This window comes from Saccharomonospora halophila 8 (assembly GCF_000383775.1).
Taxonomy (GTDB): Bacteria; Actinomycetota; Actinomycetes; order Mycobacteriales; family Pseudonocardiaceae; genus Saccharomonospora; species Saccharomonospora halophila.
The window spans coordinates 109,083-126,842 of the sequence record NZ_KB912506.1 but is presented as its reverse complement, the minus strand read 5'-3'; the positions used below and the strand labels follow the sequence as shown (position 1 = coordinate 126,842).

The 17,760-nt window shown below is 69.5% G+C and carries 20 protein-coding genes; 18 read left to right on the top strand and 2 right to left on the bottom strand.

Features of this window, described 5'->3' with window-relative positions; translation table 11 throughout:
- The 16 genes from rho to SACHA_RS0106595 all read left to right on the top strand — a co-directional run.
- Positions 1–1,231, top strand: a 1,231-nt coding sequence (gene rho / locus SACHA_RS20660; RefSeq protein WP_019808192.1) for a transcription termination factor Rho, incomplete at its 5' end; no start/stop codon positions are given.
- A gap of 174 nt (positions 1,232–1,405) precedes the next feature.
- Entirely contained in the window at positions 1,406–1,636 is a 231-nt protein-coding gene (gene rpmE, locus SACHA_RS0106665) for a 50S ribosomal protein L31 (protein ID WP_007023390.1), read from the top strand.
- A 97-nt stretch (positions 1,637–1,733) separates the two neighbouring features.
- On the top strand, positions 1,734–2,804 hold the full coding sequence (gene prfA / locus SACHA_RS0106660; RefSeq protein WP_019808189.1) for a peptide chain release factor 1: 1,071 nt from the start codon (positions 1,734–1,736) through the stop codon (positions 2,802–2,804).
- Positions 2,805–2,869: 65 nt separating this feature from the next.
- Positions 2,870–3,733 carry a peptide chain release factor N(5)-glutamine methyltransferase gene (gene prmC / locus SACHA_RS0106655; RefSeq protein ID WP_019808186.1) on the top strand — a complete coding sequence of 288 codons (864 nt, stop codon included), beginning with the start codon at positions 2,870–2,872 and terminating at the stop codon, positions 3,731–3,733.
- A gap of 90 nt (positions 3,734–3,823) precedes the next feature.
- Positions 3,824–4,474, top strand: a complete 651-nt coding sequence (locus SACHA_RS0106650; protein WP_019808184.1) for an L-threonylcarbamoyladenylate synthase — start codon at positions 3,824–3,826, stop codon at positions 4,472–4,474.
- Positions 4,475–4,544: 70 nt separating this feature from the next.
- Positions 4,545–5,708, top strand: coding sequence for an MraY family glycosyltransferase (locus SACHA_RS0106645; RefSeq protein ID WP_019808183.1), 1,164 nt, complete (start codon positions 4,545–4,547; stop codon positions 5,706–5,708).
- A 50-nt stretch (positions 5,709–5,758) separates the two neighbouring features.
- Positions 5,759–6,274 (top strand): hypothetical protein, encoded by a 516-nt coding sequence (locus SACHA_RS0106640; protein ID WP_019808180.1) that lies wholly within the window; start codon positions 5,759–5,761, stop codon positions 6,272–6,274.
- Between the two features lie 208 nt (positions 6,275–6,482).
- Positions 6,483–7,265, top strand: coding sequence for a F0F1 ATP synthase subunit A (gene atpB / locus SACHA_RS0106635; RefSeq protein ID WP_019808178.1), 783 nt, complete (start codon positions 6,483–6,485; stop codon positions 7,263–7,265).
- Positions 7,266–7,389: 124 nt separating this feature from the next.
- Positions 7,390–7,629, top strand: a complete 240-nt coding sequence (locus SACHA_RS0106630; protein ID WP_019808176.1) for an ATP synthase F0 subunit C — start codon at positions 7,390–7,392, stop codon at positions 7,627–7,629.
- A gap of 48 nt (positions 7,630–7,677) precedes the next feature.
- Positions 7,678–8,220: a F0F1 ATP synthase subunit B gene (locus SACHA_RS0106625; RefSeq protein ID WP_028662951.1), complete on the top strand. Its 543-nt coding sequence runs from the start codon at positions 7,678–7,680 to the stop codon at positions 8,218–8,220.
- A gap of 8 nt (positions 8,221–8,228) precedes the next feature.
- The gene (locus SACHA_RS0106620; protein WP_019808174.1) at positions 8,229–9,050 is read left to right on the top strand and encodes a F0F1 ATP synthase subunit delta; all 822 of its coding nucleotides are present in this window, start codon (positions 8,229–8,231) and stop codon (positions 9,048–9,050) included.
- A gap of 63 nt (positions 9,051–9,113) precedes the next feature.
- Entirely contained in the window at positions 9,114–10,760 is a 1,647-nt protein-coding gene (gene atpA / locus SACHA_RS0106615; protein WP_019808173.1) for a F0F1 ATP synthase subunit alpha, read from the top strand.
- A gap of 7 nt (positions 10,761–10,767) precedes the next feature.
- Positions 10,768–11,688: a F0F1 ATP synthase subunit gamma gene (locus tag SACHA_RS0106610; protein ID WP_019808172.1), complete on the top strand. Its 921-nt coding sequence runs from the start codon at positions 10,768–10,770 to the stop codon at positions 11,686–11,688.
- A 3-nt stretch (positions 11,689–11,691) separates the two neighbouring features.
- Positions 11,692–13,119, top strand: coding sequence for a F0F1 ATP synthase subunit beta (atpD, locus tag SACHA_RS0106605; protein ID WP_019808171.1), 1,428 nt, complete (start codon positions 11,692–11,694; stop codon positions 13,117–13,119).
- Between the two features lie 124 nt (positions 13,120–13,243).
- Positions 13,244–13,609: a F0F1 ATP synthase subunit epsilon gene (locus SACHA_RS0106600; RefSeq protein WP_019808170.1), complete on the top strand. Its 366-nt coding sequence runs from the start codon at positions 13,244–13,246 to the stop codon at positions 13,607–13,609.
- A gap of 27 nt (positions 13,610–13,636) precedes the next feature.
- Positions 13,637–14,071, top strand: coding sequence for a DUF2550 domain-containing protein (locus SACHA_RS0106595; RefSeq protein ID WP_019808168.1), 435 nt, complete (start codon positions 13,637–13,639; stop codon positions 14,069–14,071).
- A 49-nt stretch (positions 14,072–14,120) separates the two neighbouring features.
- Here the strand turns inward: SACHA_RS0106595 and SACHA_RS0106590 are convergent, their stop codons facing one another.
- Entirely contained in the window at positions 14,121–14,693 is a 573-nt protein-coding gene (locus tag SACHA_RS0106590) for a cob(I)yrinic acid a,c-diamide adenosyltransferase (RefSeq protein WP_019808166.1), read from the bottom strand.
- A gap of 184 nt (positions 14,694–14,877) precedes the next feature.
- Here SACHA_RS0106590 and murA point away from each other — a divergent pair, with 184 nt between their 5' ends.
- Entirely contained in the window at positions 14,878–16,170 is a 1,293-nt protein-coding gene (gene murA / locus SACHA_RS0106585) for a UDP-N-acetylglucosamine 1-carboxyvinyltransferase (protein ID WP_019808164.1), read from the top strand.
- Between the two features lie 35 nt (positions 16,171–16,205).
- Here murA and SACHA_RS0106580 read toward each other — a convergent pair whose 3' ends face one another.
- Positions 16,206–16,829, bottom strand: a complete 624-nt coding sequence (locus SACHA_RS0106580; protein ID WP_028662950.1) for a LysE family translocator — start codon at positions 16,827–16,829, stop codon at positions 16,206–16,208.
- A gap of 118 nt (positions 16,830–16,947) precedes the next feature.
- On the opposite strand from SACHA_RS0106580, the gene SACHA_RS0106575 reads away from it, so the two are divergent.
- Positions 16,948–17,721, top strand: a complete 774-nt coding sequence (locus tag SACHA_RS0106575) for an enoyl-CoA hydratase-related protein (protein WP_019808160.1) — start codon at positions 16,948–16,950, stop codon at positions 17,719–17,721.
- The last annotated feature ends 39 nt before the right edge of the window (positions 17,722–17,760 follow it).

The following is a 17,760-nucleotide window of genomic DNA, read 5'->3' as shown; positions in this document are numbered from 1 at the left end:
CGGTGGCCGCCGCGGCCGCCGGTACCGCGACCGCAAGCGTCGTGGCCGCGGCGAGGGCGGCGGTGGCACCGACACCGACGTCCGCGAGGACGACGTCCTGCTCCCCGTCGCCGGGATCCTCGACGTGCTGGAGAACTACGCGTTCGTGCGCACCTCGGGGTATCTGCCCGGACAGAACGACGTCTATGTCTCGATGTCGCTGGTGCGCAAGCACGGGCTGCGCCGCGGTGACGCGATCACCGGGGTGGTCCGGCAGCCGCGGGAGGGCGAACAGCAGCGGCAGAAGTTCAACCCGCTCGTGCGGGTGGACTCGGTCAACGGCCTCGACGCGGACGTCGCGAAGAAGCGGGCCGAGTTCCACAAGCTGACCCCGCTCTACCCCAACGAGCGACTGCGGCTGGAGACCACGCCGAACAAGATGACCACCCGGGTCATCGACCTGGTGATGCCGGTCGGCAAGGGGCAGCGTGCGCTGATCGTGTCCCCGCCGAAGGCGGGCAAGACGACGATCATGCAGGACGTCGCGAACGCGATCACCACGAACAACCCCGAGTGCCACCTGATGGTCGTGCTCGTGGACGAGCGGCCCGAAGAGGTCACCGACATGCAGCGGTCGGTCAACGGCGAGGTGATCGCCTCGACGTTCGACCGTCCCCCGTCGGACCACACCTCGGTGGCCGAGCTGTCCATCGAGCGGGCCAAGCGGCTGGTCGAGATGGGGCACGACGTGGTGGTGCTGCTCGACTCGATCACCCGTCTCGGCCGGGCCTACAACCTGGCCGCACCGGCGTCCGGCCGGATCCTGTCCGGTGGTGTGGATTCCACGGCGCTCTTCCCGCCGAAGCGGTTCCTCGGCGCGGCGCGCAACATCGAGGGTGGCGGGTCGCTGACCATTTTCGCCACGGCGATGGTGGAGACGGGATCCACGGGCGACACGGTGATCTTCGAGGAGTTCAAGGGCACCGGCAACGCCGAGCTCAAGCTGGACCGCAAGATCGCCGAGCGGCGCGTGTTCCCCGCGGTGGACGTCAATCCCTCCGGTACCCGGAAGGAGGAGCTGCTGCTTTCGCCGGACGAGCTCGGCGTGACCCACAAGCTGCACCGGGTGCTGCACGCGCTGGACACGCAGCAGGCGATCGACCTCCTGCTGGACCGGCTGCGCAAGACGAAGACGAACGCCGAGTTCCTGATGCAGGTCTCCAAGACCACACCCGGTACGGAGGAGGACTGACCTCCCCCGGGGAGGGTGCGGCGAGGGTTTCCGCCGGGTACCCGGAATACGGGTCCCGGCGGGAACGTTGGATCCGTCTGGCAGACTTGTTCCGCTACACGTCCGGCACCGGTTCACCCCGGCACGCCCGTTCCGGCGTCCCGGGGATCCGGCGCCATCTCCAGAGAGGACACCATGAAGAGCGGTATTCACCCCGACTACGTGACCACCACGGTCACGTGCGGTTGCGGTAACAGCTTCACCACCCGGAGCACCAGTGAGACCGGCTCGATCCAGGTCGAGATCTGCTCCGCGTGCCACCCGTTCTACACGGGCAAGCAGAAGATCCTGGACACCGGCGGCCGCGTGGCCCGGTTCGAGGCCCGGTACGGCAAGCGTCGTGGCAAGGGTTCGAACGACCAGTAGCTCCGACGACGGCGCCCGCTCCCGCCCCGCGACGCGGCCGGGAGCGGGCGCCGTTTTCCTTACTGACCCGGAGAGCCGGCACGAGGAAGGTGGGGCCGTGGATTCGAGCTCACTGCGTACGCTGCTCGACGAGTACGCCGAACTGGAACAGCAGCTCGCGGACCCGGCCGTCCACGCCGACCAGACCCGCGCCCGCAGGCTGGGGCGTCGCTACGCCGAACTGGCGCCCGTGGTGAAGACACTGAACGAGTTGGAGACCGCGCGGTCGGACCTGGGGACCGCGCGCGAGCTGGCCGCGGAGGACGACTCGTTCGCCGAGGAGGCCGATCAGCTGGCGCGGACGGTGCCCGCCCTCGAATCCCGGCTCACCGAGCTGTTGCTGCCCCGCGATCCGCACGACGCCTCCGACGTGGTCATGGAGATCAAGTCGGGGGAGGGCGGCGAGGAGTCCGCCCTGTTCGCGGGGGATCTGCTGCGGATGTATCTGCGCTACGCCGAGCGGGAGGGGTGGAAGGCCGAGGTCCTGGACGCCACGGAGTCCGAGCTCGGTGGGTACAAGGACGTGACGGTGTCGCTGAAGAGCCGGAGCACCGAGGCCGACGGCGTCTGGGCCAGGATGAAGTTCGAGGGCGGGGTGCACCGGGTCCAGCGCGTGCCCGCCACCGAGTCGCAGGGCCGCATCCACACCTCCGCGGCGGGGGTGCTCGTCTACCCCGAGCCGGAGGAAATCGAGGTGGAACTCGACCTGAACGACCTCCGGATCGACGCGTTCCGCTCGTCCGGCCCGGGCGGGCAGAGCGTGAACACCACCGACTCCGCGATCCGCGTGACCCACCTGCCGACCGGCGTCGTGGTCTCCTGTCAGAACGAGAAGTCCCAGATCCAGAACCGCGCCCGGGCCATCCGGGTCCTGCACGCGCGGTTGCAGGCCATGGCCGAGGAGGAGGCCGAGGCCAGGGCCGCGGAGGACCGCCGTTCCCAGGTGCGCACCGTCGACCGCTCGGAGCGGGTGCGCACCTACAACTTCCCGGAGAACCGCATCTCCGACCACCGGATCAACTACAAGGCCTACAACCTGGACCAGGTCCTCGAAGGCGACCTGACCGGCGTGCTCGACGCCCTGCGCGCCGCCGACCGGGCCGAGCGCATGGCCGACTCCGGGGTGTGAGCACGGCCGGTGCCGTCCCCCGGTGCGCCGGAGGAGCACGCGCGGGCGCGTGACAAGCTGTGTGCGTGCGAAGACTGGCACTGCGACTGGCGATCCTGGAGGCGACGCGGACCCTCGAACAGGCGGGGGTGGAATCGGCCCGCACGGACGCGGAGCTGATCGCCGCCCACGTGCTCGACGTCGAACGCGGCAGACTCCCGCTCATCCCGTTGGTGGATCCGCCCGTCGTGGAGGCGATCCACGATCTGGTCGCACGCCGGGCACGCCGGGTGCCGTTGCAGTATCTGCTCGGCCACGCCGCGATGGGCGGCATCACCGTGGAGGTCGGTGCCGGTGTGTTCGTTCCCCGTCCGGAGACCGAGCTCCTGCTCGACTGGGGGCTGCGCCTGATCGCCGAACGCCGGTACCCGGTGGTGGTGGACCTGTGTACCGGGTCGGGGGCCCTGGCCCTGGCCGCCGCACACGCCCGTCCCGACGCCGTCGTGTACGCGCTGGACAACGACCCGGACGCGCTCGAATGGGCGCGGCACAACGCCGACGCACGGGCGCGGGAGGGCGACACCCCGATCCGGTTGTACTCCGGGGACGTGGGTGACCCCTCCGTGTTCGCGGAACTGGACGGGCTCGTCGACCTGGTGCTGTGCAATCCGCCGTACGTCCCCGAGGGCACGCCGGTGCCCCCGGAGGTGGCCGGGTTCGACCCGCCTGCGGCGGTGTTCGCCGCGGGCGGCGGCCTGGACGTGATCCGCGACGTCGTGGCGATGGCGACGCGGCTGCTGCGCCCGGGCGGGGGGATGGCGATCGAGCACGACGACACCCACGCGCGCACGGTGCCGCCGTTGCTCCTGGCCCGGTCGGTGCTGACCGACGTCACCGAGCACACCGACCTCCCCGGACGTCCCCGGTTCGTCACCGCACGCCGGGTGTGAGTCGACCGCGTCCGGTCCCGGTGGTGCCCGCGCCGCGTCGCGGGACACGGCACGCGGGGGCCCGGAACCGGATCGCTAGGCTTGGTCGGCATGAGCGCGGTGTACGAGTGTGACGATCCGGCCGCCCGTGCGGAGGGACTGAAGGCGGCCGCCGCGGCGGTGCGTTCGGGCAGGCTCGTCGTCCTGCCGACCGACACGGTGTACGGGATCGGGGCGGACGCCTTCGACTCCGCCGCGGTGCGGGCACTGCTGCGGGCCAAGCGGCGTGGGCCGGACATGCCGGTCGGCGTCCTCGTCGGTTCGTGGTCCACAGTGGATGGGCTGGTGCTGGGGGTCTCGCGCGAGGCCCGCGCGTTGATCGAGGCGTTCTGGCCCGGTGACCTCTCCCTCGTGCTGCCGCACGCACCCAGCCTGCAGTGGGACCTCGGTTCCACACGAGGGACGGTCATGCTGCGGATGCCGCTGCACCCGGTCGCCCTCGAACTGCTGCGTGAGGTCGGGCCGATGGCGGTCTCCAGCGCCAACGTCTCCGGGATGCCCCCCGCGGCGACGGCGCGGGAGGCGAGCGACCAGCTCGGCGACTCGGTCGCCGTCTACCTCGACGGTGGTCCCAGTGGCGAACCGGTGGCGTCGACGATCGTGGACCTCACCGGGTCGCGACCGGTGATGCTGCGGGAGGGGCCGGTGACGGCCGCCGCGGTGTCCGAGGTGCTGGGCGTCGAGGTCGGCCCGGCTCGGTGACCGTGCAGGGTGGCGATAGCGTTACGGGCCGTGTTCCCTTCACCCGTCGCCCGTCGGAGTTGAGTCCGTCGTGAACTCCGCCGTGTCCGCCGGGCTGCCCATCCGCGAGTACGTGCTCGTGGGGCTCGTCTCGGCCGTCCTGACCTTTCTGCTCACCGCCGTGGTGCGGCGGTTCGCCGTGCGGGTGAGAGCCGTCGCCGTCCCCCGCAAGCGGGACGTGCACGTGGCGCCGATGCCCCGCATGGGCGGAGTCGCGATGTACTTCGGTGTGCTGGGTGGCATGGCGATGGCCCACCAGCTCCCGGTGTTGCGGCGCGCGTTCGAGTACTCCTACGACCCGGTCGCCGTCCTCATCGGAGGCGGGGTCATCGTCCTGATCGGCGCACTGGACGACCGGTTCGAACTCGACGCCTGGACCAAGCTCGCGGGCCAGGTGATGTGTGCGGGCATTCTCGTGCTCTTCGGGGTGCAGTGGGTGTCGCTGTGGGTTCCCTGGGGAGGCGACCCGGACGCACTCGGTCAGGTGCTCATGTTCGACCGCAACCAGGGCGGCCTGCTGGCCGTCGTGCTCGTGGTGGTCATGGTCAACGCGATGAACTTCGTGGACGGGCTGGACGGGCTCGCGAGCGGACTCGGCTTCATCGCCGCGGCGGCCACGTGCGCCTTCTCACTCGGGTTGCTGGCCTCCTCCGGCGGCGACGTCGGCACCTACCCGCCCGCGCTGATCGCCGCCACACTCGCGGGGGCGTGCCTGGGGTTCCTGCCGCACAACTTCCAGCCCGCACGGATCTTCATGGGGGACTCCGGTTCGATGATGATCGGGCTGATGCTCGCGGCCGCGAGCACGTCCGCCTCCGGCCGGATCAACTACAGCTCCTTCGACGCCACCGACGTGGTGGCCCTGCTGTCCCCGTTGTTCGTGGTGGCCGCGGTGCTGTTCCTGCCGTTGCTGGACCTCATCCTCGCCGTCGTACGGCGCACCCGACGGGGGGAGAGCCCGTTCGCGGCCGACAAGATGCATCTGCACCACCGGCTGCTGGAGATCGGGCACTCCCAGCGGCGGGCGGTGCTGCTGATCTACCTGTGGGCGGGACTGCTGGCCTTCGGCGCCGTCGCGGTGACCCTGTTCGACACCGCCGCCGTGTTCTGGCTCACCTGCGCGGGTCTCCTGGCCGCGGCGGCGGTGTCGCTCGTTCCGCGGTTGAGACGGCAACGCGCACGGGATCCGGCCTAGTCTGGAGCGACACGGGTGAGCGGACGACAGCGACGAGTGGAACGAGCGGGGTGCCCGACGTGAGCGGAGCCGACGACGCGGTGACCCGGGACCGGGACACCGACGCCGAGGTACGTGCCGAGCACGCGCGGTCGGTGTACGCGCTGGCCGCGGCGATGCTGCGCTGGGGGTTGTGGCTGGCCGTGCCGACGTCGCTGATCACTGTGGCGATCGCCACTCTCGTGGCGGGCGGGCCGGGGCTCGCCGGCGCCGGGTTCGGGGTGGTGCTGGGCTTCGGTTCGGCGCTGGTCACCCTCGTGATGATGCGGCTGGCCGCGCGGCGACCCGTGAACGCGCTGCCGGGATTCGCCCTCGGTGGCTACGGGGTGAAGATGGCGATGTTGCTGCTGGTCATGCTGCTGCTCGACGACGTGGACACGGTCAGTGGTCCCGCTCTGGCGTTCGGCATGCTGGTCGCCGTGGTGGCATGGGCGGCCGGGGAGGTCGTCGCGTTCCTGCGCACACGCACACCGACGATCGTCGTGCCCACCACCCGGTCGGCCCCGTCATCTCACTCCATGGAGTGAGAGAGGCGGCGACGCCGTCGATCGGGACGAATCAGGAGTACGGGCGTACGGCTTGCCGGATGCTCCTGGTAGGGTCCGCGCCAGGTCCCATCCCCGTGCGGGGGATGCCCTGCACGGTGCCGGAGTCGTATCCGGTACGTTAAGTCCAGGTTTGTGACGATTCCCCCGGCGGAGTGAACGCCGGCCGGGAGAACCGGAAGGAGCCCAGTTGGGCGCGCTGGTACGAGCCGCGGGTGACGAATTCACGCCGCCGACGGCGGAGGCCTTCGATCTGCCGCCGATCTTCGCCGGGATCACCAAGCCCATGGTGCTCGTCGTGCTGTCGGTGGTCATCATCGCAGGCTTCTTCCTGCTGACCACCCGGAAGATGAGCGTGGTACCGGGCAAGGGCCAGTTCCTCGCCGAGTCCCTCTACGACTTCGGACGTAACAACATCGCGCGGGAACAGATCGGCGCGGGCGAGTTCCTCCGCTTCGTCCCCCTGATCCTGACCCTGTTCACCTTCATCCTGGTGAACAACCTGTTCGGACTCGTGCCGATCCTGCAGTTCCCGACGATGTCGCACATCGGGTTCCCGCTCGCGCTCTCGGTGCTGGTGGTCTACCCCGTCTACCACTACGCGGGAATCCGCAAGCACGGGGTCGGGGCATACCTGAAGAACCAGCTGTTCCCGCCGGGGGCGCCGAAGCCGGTGTATCTCCTGCTGGCCCCGATCGAGTTCTTCACGAAGTTCATCATGAACCCGATCACGCTGGCGATCCGGGTGTTCGCCGCGATGTTCGCGGGCCACCTGCTCATCATGCTGTTCGCGGTCTCCGCGGAGTACCTGCTGCTGCACGGTGGTGGCTTCCTCAGCGTGATCTCCGCCTTCTCGTTCGCGGGTTCGCTGGCGGTGACGTTCATCGAGGCACTGATCATGGTGATCCAGGCGTTCATCTTCGCGTTGTTGTCGGCCAACTACATCGGGGCGGCGCTGGCCGAGTCGCACTAGTCCTCCCCGGTGGAGCAGTCGCCGACGCGAACGACGCGGAGGTGGCGATCCTTCGACACCCAGGCAAATCCCCCGTTCACCGAGAACGGACGAAGTTGGAAAGGGAAATCACGTGAGCAGCTCCATGCTTCTTGCCCAGCAGGCCGCCGAGACCGACATCAACTCCGGTCTGGCCGTCATCGGCTACGGCCTCGGTGCCATCGGTGGTGGTATCGGCGTCGGGATGATCTTCTCCTCGGTCATCAGCGGCACCGCGCGTCAGCCCGAGGCCCAGGGCAAACTGATGAACATCGCGTTCACCACGTTCGCCCTGGTCGAGGTGCTGGCACTGCTCGGGTTCGTGCTCTTCTTCCTCGCCGGCTGACGTCGTTCCACCCGGCGCTGTGAGTAACCAGACGAAGTGGAGACGGCGATGATTCTGGCGCAGGAAGAGTACAACCCGGTTCTTCCGCACGTATCCGAGATCATCATCGGTCTTGTCGCTTTCCTCCTCCTGCTGTTCGTCATCACGAAGTTCGTGAAGCCGCGCTTCGAGAAGCTCTACGAGGAGCGGGCAGCCAAGATCGAGGGCGGCATCGAGAAGGCCGAGAAGGCTCAGGCCGAGGCCGAACAGGCGCTGGCGCACTACAAGGCGCAGCTGGCCGAGGCCCGTGGTGAGGCCGCCAAGATCCGCGACGACGCGCGGGCGGAGGCCGAACAGATCAGGGAGGAACTGCGAGGGCAGGCCGAGGAGGAGGCGCGCCGGATCGTCGCGCAGGGCGAGGCCCAGCTCCAGGCCCGGCGGGCCCAGCTGGTGGCCGAACTCCGCGAGGAGCTCGGGCGCAACGCCGTCACTCTGGCCGGCCGCATCGTCGGCGAGTCGCTCGAGGACGAGGCCCGTCGCCGGGGCACCGTCGACCGGTTCCTCGACGAGCTCGAAGCCAGTGGCAACGGTTCGGCCGGAGCAAGGAAGTAGGTCGCTGGATGACGCTGCATGCTGCGAGCCGTGAGGCTCTGGACTTCGCCGGGAACCGTCTCGACGAGGTGCTCGGCGACGCGGGCTCCGATCCGTCCGCCGTCGGGGAAGAGCTGCTCTCCGTGGTGGACCTGCTCACCGGGGAGAGCGGGCTCCGCCGTGCCGTCTCGGACGGCTCGACGGACCCGGAGGCCCGCAAGCGGCTGGTCGATTCCCTGCTGCGGGACAAGATCTCCGGTCCGGCGCTGACGGTGCTGCGGACCGTGGTCGGCAGCCGCTGGTCGAACCCCCGTGAGCTCCTCGACGGGGTCGAGTACCTCGGCCGTACGGCGCTGCTCGTCGGCGCGGAGAAGACGGACAAGCTCGGCACCGTCGAGGACGAAGTGTTCCGCTTCGCCCGTATCCTGGTGAACAGGCCGGAGTTGGAGCGTGTGCTGGGCGACCGGTCGGCCTCCGCCGAGGCGAAACGCGGGTTGGTCCGCCAGCTCGTGGCCGACAAGGTCGACCCGATCAGCAAGGTGCTCCTGGAGCAGGTGGTGCTGCGGCCGGGTGGGCGCTCCGTCGCGGAGAGTGTCGACGGCCTCGTCGAGATGGCCGCGGCACGCCGGGACCGGTCGGTGGCCCGGGTCACCAGTGCGACCGAGCTGACCGCCGAACAGCGGGAACGGCTGGCCGCACAACTGGGCCGGGTGTACGACCGGCCGATCGCCCTGCATGTGGCGCTCGATCCGGAGCTCGGCGCGGGACTGGTCGTGCGGGTCGGTGACGAGGTGATCGACGGCAGCGCCGCCGGCAGGTTGGACGCCGTGCGCAGGCAACTCGCCGGATGAGCGGGCCGGGCACATGACACATACTTTGCAGACTGGCAAGAACGAAGTGAGAGCGGGAACGACATGGCGGAGCTGACGATCTCCTCGGATGAGGTCGCCAACGCGATCGAGAACTACGTCTCGAGTTATTCCCCGGACGTGAGCCGGGAAGAGGTCGGCGTCGTCGTCGACACCGGCGACGGTGTGGCCCACGTCGAGGGGCTGCCGTCCACCATGGCCAACGAGCTGCTGGAATTCCCCGGCGGCATCCTCGGCGTCGCGCAGAACCTCGACCCGCGCCAGATCGGTGTCGTCATCCTCGGTGACTTCAACTCGATCGAGGAAGGCCAGGAGGTCAAGCGCACCGGCCGGATCCTGTCGGTCCCGGTGGGGGAGAACTTCCTCGGCCGTGTCATCGACCCGCTCGGCAAGCCGATCGACGGCCTGGGCGACATCGAGTCGACCGAGCGCCGGGCGCTGGAGCTGCAGGCCGCCTCGGTGGTCGAACGGCAGCCGGTGGACGAGCCGCTGCAGACCGGCATCACGGCGATCGACTCGATGACCCCGATCGGCCGGGGACAGCGCCAGCTGGTGATCGGTGACCGCAAGACCGGCAAGACGGCGGTCTGTGTCGACACGATCATCAACCAGAAGGAGAACTGGGAGAGCGGCGACCCCTCCAGGCAGGTGCGCTGCATCTACGTGGCGATCGGCCAGAAGGGCTCGACGATCGCGGCGGTGCGCAAGTCCCTGGAGGACGCGGGCGCGATGGAGTACACGACCATCGTCGCGGCGCCGGCGTCGGATTCGGCGGGCTACAAGTGGCTGGCACCGTACTCGGGCTCCGCGCTGGGACAGCACTGGATGTACGACGGCAAGCACGTGCTGGTCGTGTTCGACGACCTCACCAAGCAGGCCGAGGCCTACCGTGCGATCTCGCTGCTGCTGCGTCGTCCGCCGGGCCGCGAGGCCTACCCCGGTGACGTCTTCTACCTGCACTCCCGCCTGCTGGAGCGGTGCGCGAAGCTGTCGGACGAACTGGGTGGTGGCTCGCTGACCGGCCTGCCGGTGATCGAGACCAAGGCCAACGACATCTCGGCCTACATCCCCACCAACGTCATCTCGATCACCGACGGGCAGTGCTTCTTCCAGTCGGACCTGTTCAACTCCGGGCAGCGGCCCGCGGTCGACGTCACCACCTCGGTCTCCCGGGTCGGCGGTGACGCGCAGATCAAGGCGATGAAGAAGGTCGCCGGGTCGCTGCGGATCGACCTGTCCCAGTACGAGGAGCTCAAGGCGTTCTCCGCGTTCGCCTCGGACCTGGACGCCGCGTCGAAGGCGCAGCTGGACCGTGGTGCCCGGCTGTACGAGCTGCTCAAGCAGCCGCAGTACGCGCCGGTTCCGGTCGAGCAGCAGGTCGTGACCGTGTACCTGGGCACCAACGGACATTACGACGACGTTCCCGTCGACGACACCGCCCGGTTCAACAGCGAGTTCCTGGACAACCTCCGGCACAGGGACTCCGGGGTGCTCAGCGAGATCCGGGAGAAGGGCCAGTGGACCGACGACCTGGCCGACCGGACGGTCGCCGCGGTGAACGAGTTCAAGAAGGAGTTCACCACCTCGGAGGGCACCTCCCTGGTCGGCGACGAGTCGGTCGATCCGATGGACGCCGGCAAGGTGGGTCAGGAGTCCGTGAAGGTGCACCGCTCCGCCGAGCAGGAGAAGTAGGCGTCCCATGACTGCGCAGCTCCGTGAGCTCCGGCAGAAGGTCCGGGCCACCAAGTCGATCGGGAAGATCACCAAGGCGATGGAGCTCATCGCCACGTCGCGCATCAGCAAGGCGCAGGCGAGGGTGGAGGCCGCGCGCCCGTACGCCTCGGAGATCACCAACGTGCTCTCCGCGCTGGCGGGCGCGTCGACCAGCCTCGACCATCCGTTGCTGGTCGAGCGGCCGAACCCGGAACGGGTCGCGGTCCTCGTGGTCACCAGTGACCGGGGCCTGGTCGGGGGCTACAACGCCAACGTGCTGCGTGCCACCGAGGAGCTGCTGGCACTGCTGCGGGAGCAGGGAAAGCAACCCCAGCTCTATGTCATCGGCAACAAGGGCGTGAACTACTACACCTTCCGCAACCGCGAGATCGCGGGGCAGTGGACCGGCTTCTCGCAGAAGCCGGCCTACGCCAACGCCGCCGAGGTCGGCGAGACGCTGGTCGGCGAGTTCCTGGCCGGCGCCGAGGACGGGGCCGGTGCCGAGGGTGCGCGAGGTGTGGACGAGCTGCACATCGTCTACACCGAGTTCCGGTCGATGCTCACCCAGACGCCGGTGGCCAAGCGCATCGCCCCGCTCGAGGTGGAGTACACGCAGGAGGAGAGCATCCCGCCCGCGTACGAGTTCGAGCCGAACGCCGACCAGTTGCTGGGCGCGATCCTGCCGAAGTACATCAACACGCGGATCTTCGCCGCGCTGCTGGAATCGGCGGCCTCCGAGCTGGCGGCGCAGCGCAACGCGATGAAGTCGGCGTCGGACAACGCCAGTGAGCTCGTCGAAACCTACAGCCGCCAGGCGAACCAGGCCCGCCAGGCGCAGATCACCCAGGAGATCAGCGAAATCGTCGGTGGGGTCAACGCACTCGCCGCCACAGGAAGTGATGTGTAAGCCATGACTGCCGTGCAGGACACAGCAACCAAGGGACGGATCGTCTCCGTCACCGGGCCGGTCGTCGACGTCGAGTTCCCCCGCGGCTCGATCCCGGAGCTGAACAACGCTCTCAAGGTCGATATCGAGTTTTCGGAACTGCGCAAGACGGTGACGCTGGAGGTCGCCCAGCATCTGGGGGACAACCTGGTGCGCACGATCTCGCTGCAGCCGCAGGACGGTCTGGTCCGTGGCGCCGAGGTGACCGACACCGGCGCCCCGATCTCGGTGCCGGTCGGTGAGAAGGTCAAGGGCCACGTCTACAACGCGCTCGGCCAGTGCCTCGACCAGCCCGGCTACGGCGACGACCTGGAGCGCTGGTCGATCCACCGGAACCCGCCGGCGTTCGACCAGCTTGAGGGCAAGACCGAGATCCTGGAGACCGGGCTGAAGGTCATCGACCTGCTCACCCCGTACGTCCAGGGCGGCAAGATCGGTCTGTTCGGTGGCGCCGGTGTGGGCAAGACGGTGCTGATCAAGGAAATGATCACCCGTGTCGCCCGGAACTTCGGTGGTAGTGCGGTGTTCGCGGGTGTCGGCGAGCGCACCCGTGAGGGCACCGACATGTTCCTGGAGATGAGCGAGGACGGCGTCATCAACGACACCGCGCTCGTCTTCGGGCAGATGGACGAGCCCCCGGGCACCCGTCTGCGGGTGGCGCTGTCCGCGCTGACCATGGCGGAGTACTTCCGCGATGTGCAGAACCAGGACGTGCTGCTGTTCATCGACAACATCTTCCGGTTCACCCAGGCGGGCCAGGAGGTCTCCACCCTGCTCGGCCGGATGCCGTCGGCGGTGGGCTACCAGCCGACCCTGGCCGACGAGATGGGTGTGCTGCAGGAGCGGATCACCTCCACCCGGGGCCGGTCGATCACCTCGATGCAGGCGATCTACGTCCCGGCGGACGACTACACCGACCCCGCCCCGGCGACCACGTTCGCGCACCTGGACGCCACCACCGAGCTGTCCCGGTCGGTGTTCCAGAAGGGCATCTTCCCGGCGGTGGACCCGCTGGCCTCCAGCTCGACCATCCTCGACCCGGCGATCGTCGGGGACGAGCACTACCGGGTCGCCTCCGAGGTCATCCGGATCCTGCAGAAGTACAAGGAGCTGCAGGACATCATCGCGATCCTCGGTATGGACGAGCTGTCCGAGGAGGACAAGCTCACCGTGAACCGGGCCCGCCGCATCGAGCGGTACCTGTCGCAGAACATGCTCGTCGCCGAGGTGTTCACCGGTCAGCCGGGCTCCACCGTGCCGCGGTCGGAGACGATCGAGGCCTTCGACAAGATCACCAAGGGCGAGTTCGACCACTACCCGGAGCAGGCGTTCCTGGGTATCGGCGGTCTCGAGGACCTCGAGAAGAAGTACAAGGAAATCACCGGCAAGTGAGTTCCGCGGACGGCGGGGCGCCTCCAGGGATGGAAGTGCCCCGTCGTTCGTGTCTCACCGGCGTGCCGATGCGCCGGTGCGCCCGGCTACACTGGGCGGAACGCGGGACGAGAAGGAGAACTTCGTGGCGGAGATGTCGGTCGAACTGGTGGCGGTGGAACGCCGCCTGTGGTCGGGCACGGCCAGTTTCGTCGTGGCGCAGACGACGGAGGGCGAGATCGGTGTGATGGCCGGGCACGAGCCGGTCCTCGGACAGCTCGTCGAAGGCGGCATCGTGAAGGTGACCACCACCGACGGCGAGACGATCACCGCCGCGGTGCACGGGGGTTTCCTGTCCGTCACGAGCGGCAGCGTGAGCGTGCTGGCCGAGTCCGCGGAGCTCGGTGAGGAGGTCGACGTGGACCGGGAGCGTGCGGCGCTCGCCGAGTCCGACGACGCCGAGCGTGCGAGAGCGACCGCGCGGCTCCGGGCGGCCGGTCAATCGGTCTGACCCGGCGACGACGAGCGGGAGCGTGCCATGGACGTCAGCACACTGGCCCTGGCGCTCCTGCTCGGGTCGCTGGTCGTCGCCGTCTGGTACGCGCTGCGCTGGCTGCGGATGCGCAAGTACGGCGGTGTCAGTGTCGCCCTCCGGTGGGACCCCGACCGGGAGCGGTCGGGGTGGCACCTGGGGATCGGCCGTTACCGGGGTGAGGAGTTCCTCTGGTACCGCGTCTGGAGCCTGCGGACCGGTCCCGACCGGATCTATCCCCGGGATTCCCTCCGGATCGCCGGCAGGCGGGAGCCGGTCGGAAGCGAGTCGTACGCCGTCCCCACCGGTTCGACGGTGTTGCGGTGCGAGACCACCGACCGGGAATCTGTCGAGATCGCGATGGGCCCCGGCGCGTTGACCGGCTTTCTCTCCTGGCTCGAGTCCTCTCCGCCGGGGCGCCGCGTCCCGCGGGCCAGTTGACCCCGCGACGCCCGTCCTCGGGGCGTCCGGGGGCGACCGCCCGGTCGGGTCAGTGTTCGCCGCCGGGCCGCCACAGGACGTCGCCGTCCGGGTTCGCGACCCGGGCGAGGATGAACAACAGGTCCGACAGGCGGTTCAGGTACTTCACCGCGAGCGGGTTGCTCGTGTCCGGCTCGGCCTCCAGCAACGCCCACCCGGAGCGTTCCGCGCGCCGGGCGACGGTGCGCGCCTGGTGCAGCAGGGCGGCACCGGCGGTACCGCCCGGCAGGATGAACGAGGTGAGCTTCCCGACGCGCTCGTTGAACTCGTCGCACCAGCCCTCGATGCGCTCGATGTAGCCCTCGGTCACCCGCAGCGGCGGGTACTCGGGGTTCTCCACGACGGGGGTGCTGAAGTCGGCGCCGACGTCGAAGAGGTCGTTCTGCACGGACCGGAGCACGGTCGCGAGTTCCTCGGGGAGGTTACCGGTGGCCAGTGCGACGCCGAGGACGGAGTTGGTCTCGTCGACGTCGGCGTAGGCCCCGAGGCGGGGATGGGTCTTCGGCACGCGGCTGCCGTCCCCGAGCGCGGTGGTGCCGTTGTCACCGACCCGGGTGTAGACACGGTTGATCCGTACGGACATGTCCCGCAGTCTACGGACCGGGCCTCGTCCGGGATCCGCACCACATCGGGGTGCGGCGGGCGTGGTGCGGCCACTATCGTCCCCGGACGTCCGGACGTTTCACTCGTTGCCGGGTTGTGACCGTTCCCGCCGTAAGAGTGCCCCAGCGCACAGGGGTGAACCACGCCGGGCAGGATGGGCCACCATGAGCGAACACTTCGACGTGTACGGCGGTGCGCGTCTGGTCGGCGAGGTCGGGGTTGTCGGCGCCAAGAACAGCGTGTTGAAGCTGATGGCCGCCGCCCTGCTCGCCGAGGGCACGACCACGATCCGCAACTGTCCACAGATCCTCGACGTCCCGCTGATGGCGGACGTGCTGCGCAGCGTGGGGTGCGCGGTGGAGACGGAGGGGGACGTGGCGCGGATCACCACGCCCGCCGAGTTGTCGCACCACGCGGACACCGCGGCGATGGGCAAGCTGCGGGCGTCGGTCTGCGTGCTCGGCCCGCTCGTCGGCAGGCTGAGGAAGGCCGTGGTGGCGCTGCCGGGTGGGGACGCCATCGGTTCACGGCCGCTCGACATGCACCAGAACGGGTTGCGCAAACTGGGCGCCACGAGTGCCATCGAGCACGGCTGTGTCGTCGCCGAGGCCGACCGGCTGCACGGCGCCCAGATCTGGCTGGACTTCCCGAGCGTCGGCGCCACGGAGAACATTCTGATGGCCTCCGTGCTCGCCGAGGGCACCACCGTGATCGACAACGCGGCGCGGGAGCCGGAGATCATCGATCTGTGCGTGATGCTCAACGAGATGGGCGCGCGTATCGAGGGCGCCGGGACGTCCACGTTGACCGTGGAGGGGGTGGACACCCTCCACCCGACCGAGCACCACGTGATCGGGGACCGGATCGTCGGGGCCACCTGGGCCTTCGCCGCCGCCATGACCCAGGGGGACGTGACGGTCACCGGCGTCAACCCGCACCATCTCGACCTGGTGCTGGAGAAGCTGCGCCTGGCGGGTGCGGAGATCACCACGTTCGACGACAAGGGTTTCCGCGTCGAGATGCTCGGCAGGCCGCGGTCGGTGGATTTCGTGACCCTGCCCTATCCCGGCTTCGCCACCGACCTGCAACCGTTCGCCGTGGCGCTGTCGGCCGTGTCCGAGGGCACGTCGATGATCACCGAGAACGTCTACGAGGCACGGTTCCGGTTCATCGAGGAGATGATCCGGCTCGGCGCGGACGCGCGCACCGACGGCCACCACGCGGTCGTGCGCGGGGTGGACAAGCTCTCCAGCGCACCCGTGTGGGCCTCGGACATCCGCGCGGGCGCGGGGCTGGTGCTCGCCGGCCTGTGTGCCGAGGGTGTCACCCAGGTATGGGACGTCTTCCACATCGACCGCGGCTACCCGGACTTCCTCGCGAACCTGAGTGGACTGGGCGCCCGGGTCGACCGGGTCGACACGGATTCGGACCGGGTGGCGGGCGACGAGGCGGTCTGAGGCCCTCTGCGGCGGTCCGAGGCGGTCCGAGGCCGTCAGCCGTCGGCGGCGAGGGCCACGCCGAAGCCGAGGAGGGTGGTGCCGGTGGCGACGTCCAGGCCGCGCCGCACCCTTCTGCGCCGCATCCAGGCCCGGACCCGGTGGACGAACAGCACCAGCAGCACCAGCCACAGGGTGCCGAGCACGGCCATCGTGTAGGCCAGCAGCAGGGTGTCGCCCGTGGTGCTGGTGACCGGGTCGATGAACTGCGGGAGGATGGACAGGTACAGCGCGAGGACCTTGGGGTTGGTCACGTTCGACAGGAAGCCCTCGCGCAGTCTCCGGAACCCGCTCGCGCCGGCTCCCGCCTCGTCGAGGCGGTCGTAGTCGCCGCGCCAGGCCGATCGAATGGCCTGGATTCCGAGATAACTCAGGTAGAGCACGCCGAGCCAGCGCAGTGTGGTGAAGACCGGCTGCGATCCCACGATCAGGGCGCCGAGTCCGAAGGCGACCGCGGTTCCCTGGACGAGGTGCCCGGCGGCGACCCCGGAGGAGGCCAGCAGCCCGCCGCGAAACCCACCCGCGAACGAGTTCTTCAGGGTGACCACCGTGTCGGGTCCGGGCGCGAGCACCACGAGAATCACGACGACGAGATAGCTTCCGTACACACTCCAGGTCACGTCCACCCACCCTAACGGGCACGGCGGCGGTGCCGGCCCACCTCCCACCACGGACCGGAACGCCCGGATCGGACGTTCGAGGGTTGGGTCGGGCACCCGGCCGGGCTACCGTCGGGGCATGGGTGGGTACGAGCACGTCCTCGTTCAGCGGCGGGACGACACCGTCACGATCACGATGAACCGCCCGCGGCGGCGGAACTCGCTGTCCGAACCGCACCTGCGCGAGCTGCTGCGGGCGGTCCGGGAGACCGCGGAGACGGACGCGGCGGGGATCGTGCTCGCGGGTGCCGGTCCGGTGTTCTCGGCCGGGCACGACTTCGGTGACGTGGCCGAGCGGGACCTCACCGGCGTGCGCGCGCTGCTGGGGACGTGTACCGACCTGATGCGGGCGATGCGGTCGGCACCGCAGGTGGTGCTGGCCCGGGTGCACGGGCTCGCGACGGCCGCCGGATGTCAGCTGGTCGCCTCGTGCGATCTCGCGGTGGCGGCCGAGTCCGCGGGCTTCGCCCTGCCCGGCGGCAGGGGAGGCTGGTTCTGCCACACGCCCGCCGTGCCGGTGGCGCGGTCGGTCGGCCGGAAACGGCTGATGGAGATGGCGCTGACCGGGGACACGGTCGACGCGGCCACGGCACGGGAGTGGGGGCTGGTGAACCGGGTGGTGCCCGACGACGACCTCGACGACGCCGTCGCCGATCTGCTCGGCCGCGCCACCCGCGGCAGCCGCGCGAGCAAGGCCCTCGGCAAGCGCACCCTGTACGCCCAGCTCGACCGTCCCGAGGACGACGCCTATGCGCTGGCCCAGGAGGTCATGGCCTCGGCCGCGCACCTCCCCGGTGCCCGCGAGGGCATGGCCGCCTTCCTGGAGAAGCGCCCCCCGGCCTGGCCCGACTGACCCGCCCCCGCGGGGTCGACACCCGGTGCCCGCGGGGCG

Coding starts and splice junctions, on each gene's coding strand:
- rpmE (WP_007023390.1), top strand. CDS start 1,406: ATGAAGAGCGGTATTCACCCCGACTACGTGACCACCACGGTCACGTGC.
- SACHA_RS0106650 (WP_019808184.1), top strand. CDS start 3,824: ATGAGCGCGGTGTACGAGTGTGACGATCCGGCCGCCCGTGCGGAGGGA.
- SACHA_RS0106630 (WP_019808176.1), top strand. CDS start 7,390: ATGCTTCTTGCCCAGCAGGCCGCCGAGACCGACATCAACTCCGGTCTG.
- SACHA_RS0106625 (WP_028662951.1), top strand. CDS start 7,678: ATGATTCTGGCGCAGGAAGAGTACAACCCGGTTCTTCCGCACGTATCC.
- SACHA_RS0106620 (WP_019808174.1), top strand. CDS start 8,229: ATGACGCTGCATGCTGCGAGCCGTGAGGCTCTGGACTTCGCCGGGAAC.
- atpA (WP_019808173.1), top strand. CDS start 9,114: ATGGCGGAGCTGACGATCTCCTCGGATGAGGTCGCCAACGCGATCGAG.
- SACHA_RS0106610 (WP_019808172.1), top strand. CDS start 10,768: ATGACTGCGCAGCTCCGTGAGCTCCGGCAGAAGGTCCGGGCCACCAAG.
- atpD (WP_019808171.1), top strand. CDS start 11,692: ATGACTGCCGTGCAGGACACAGCAACCAAGGGACGGATCGTCTCCGTC.
- SACHA_RS0106595 (WP_019808168.1), top strand. CDS start 13,637: ATGGACGTCAGCACACTGGCCCTGGCGCTCCTGCTCGGGTCGCTGGTC.
- SACHA_RS0106590 (WP_019808166.1), bottom strand. CDS start 14,693: ATGTCCGTACGGATCAACCGTGTCTACACCCGGGTCGGTGACAACGGC.
- murA (WP_019808164.1), top strand. CDS start 14,878: ATGAGCGAACACTTCGACGTGTACGGCGGTGCGCGTCTGGTCGGCGAG.
- SACHA_RS0106575 (WP_019808160.1), top strand. CDS start 16,948: ATGGGTGGGTACGAGCACGTCCTCGTTCAGCGGCGGGACGACACCGTC.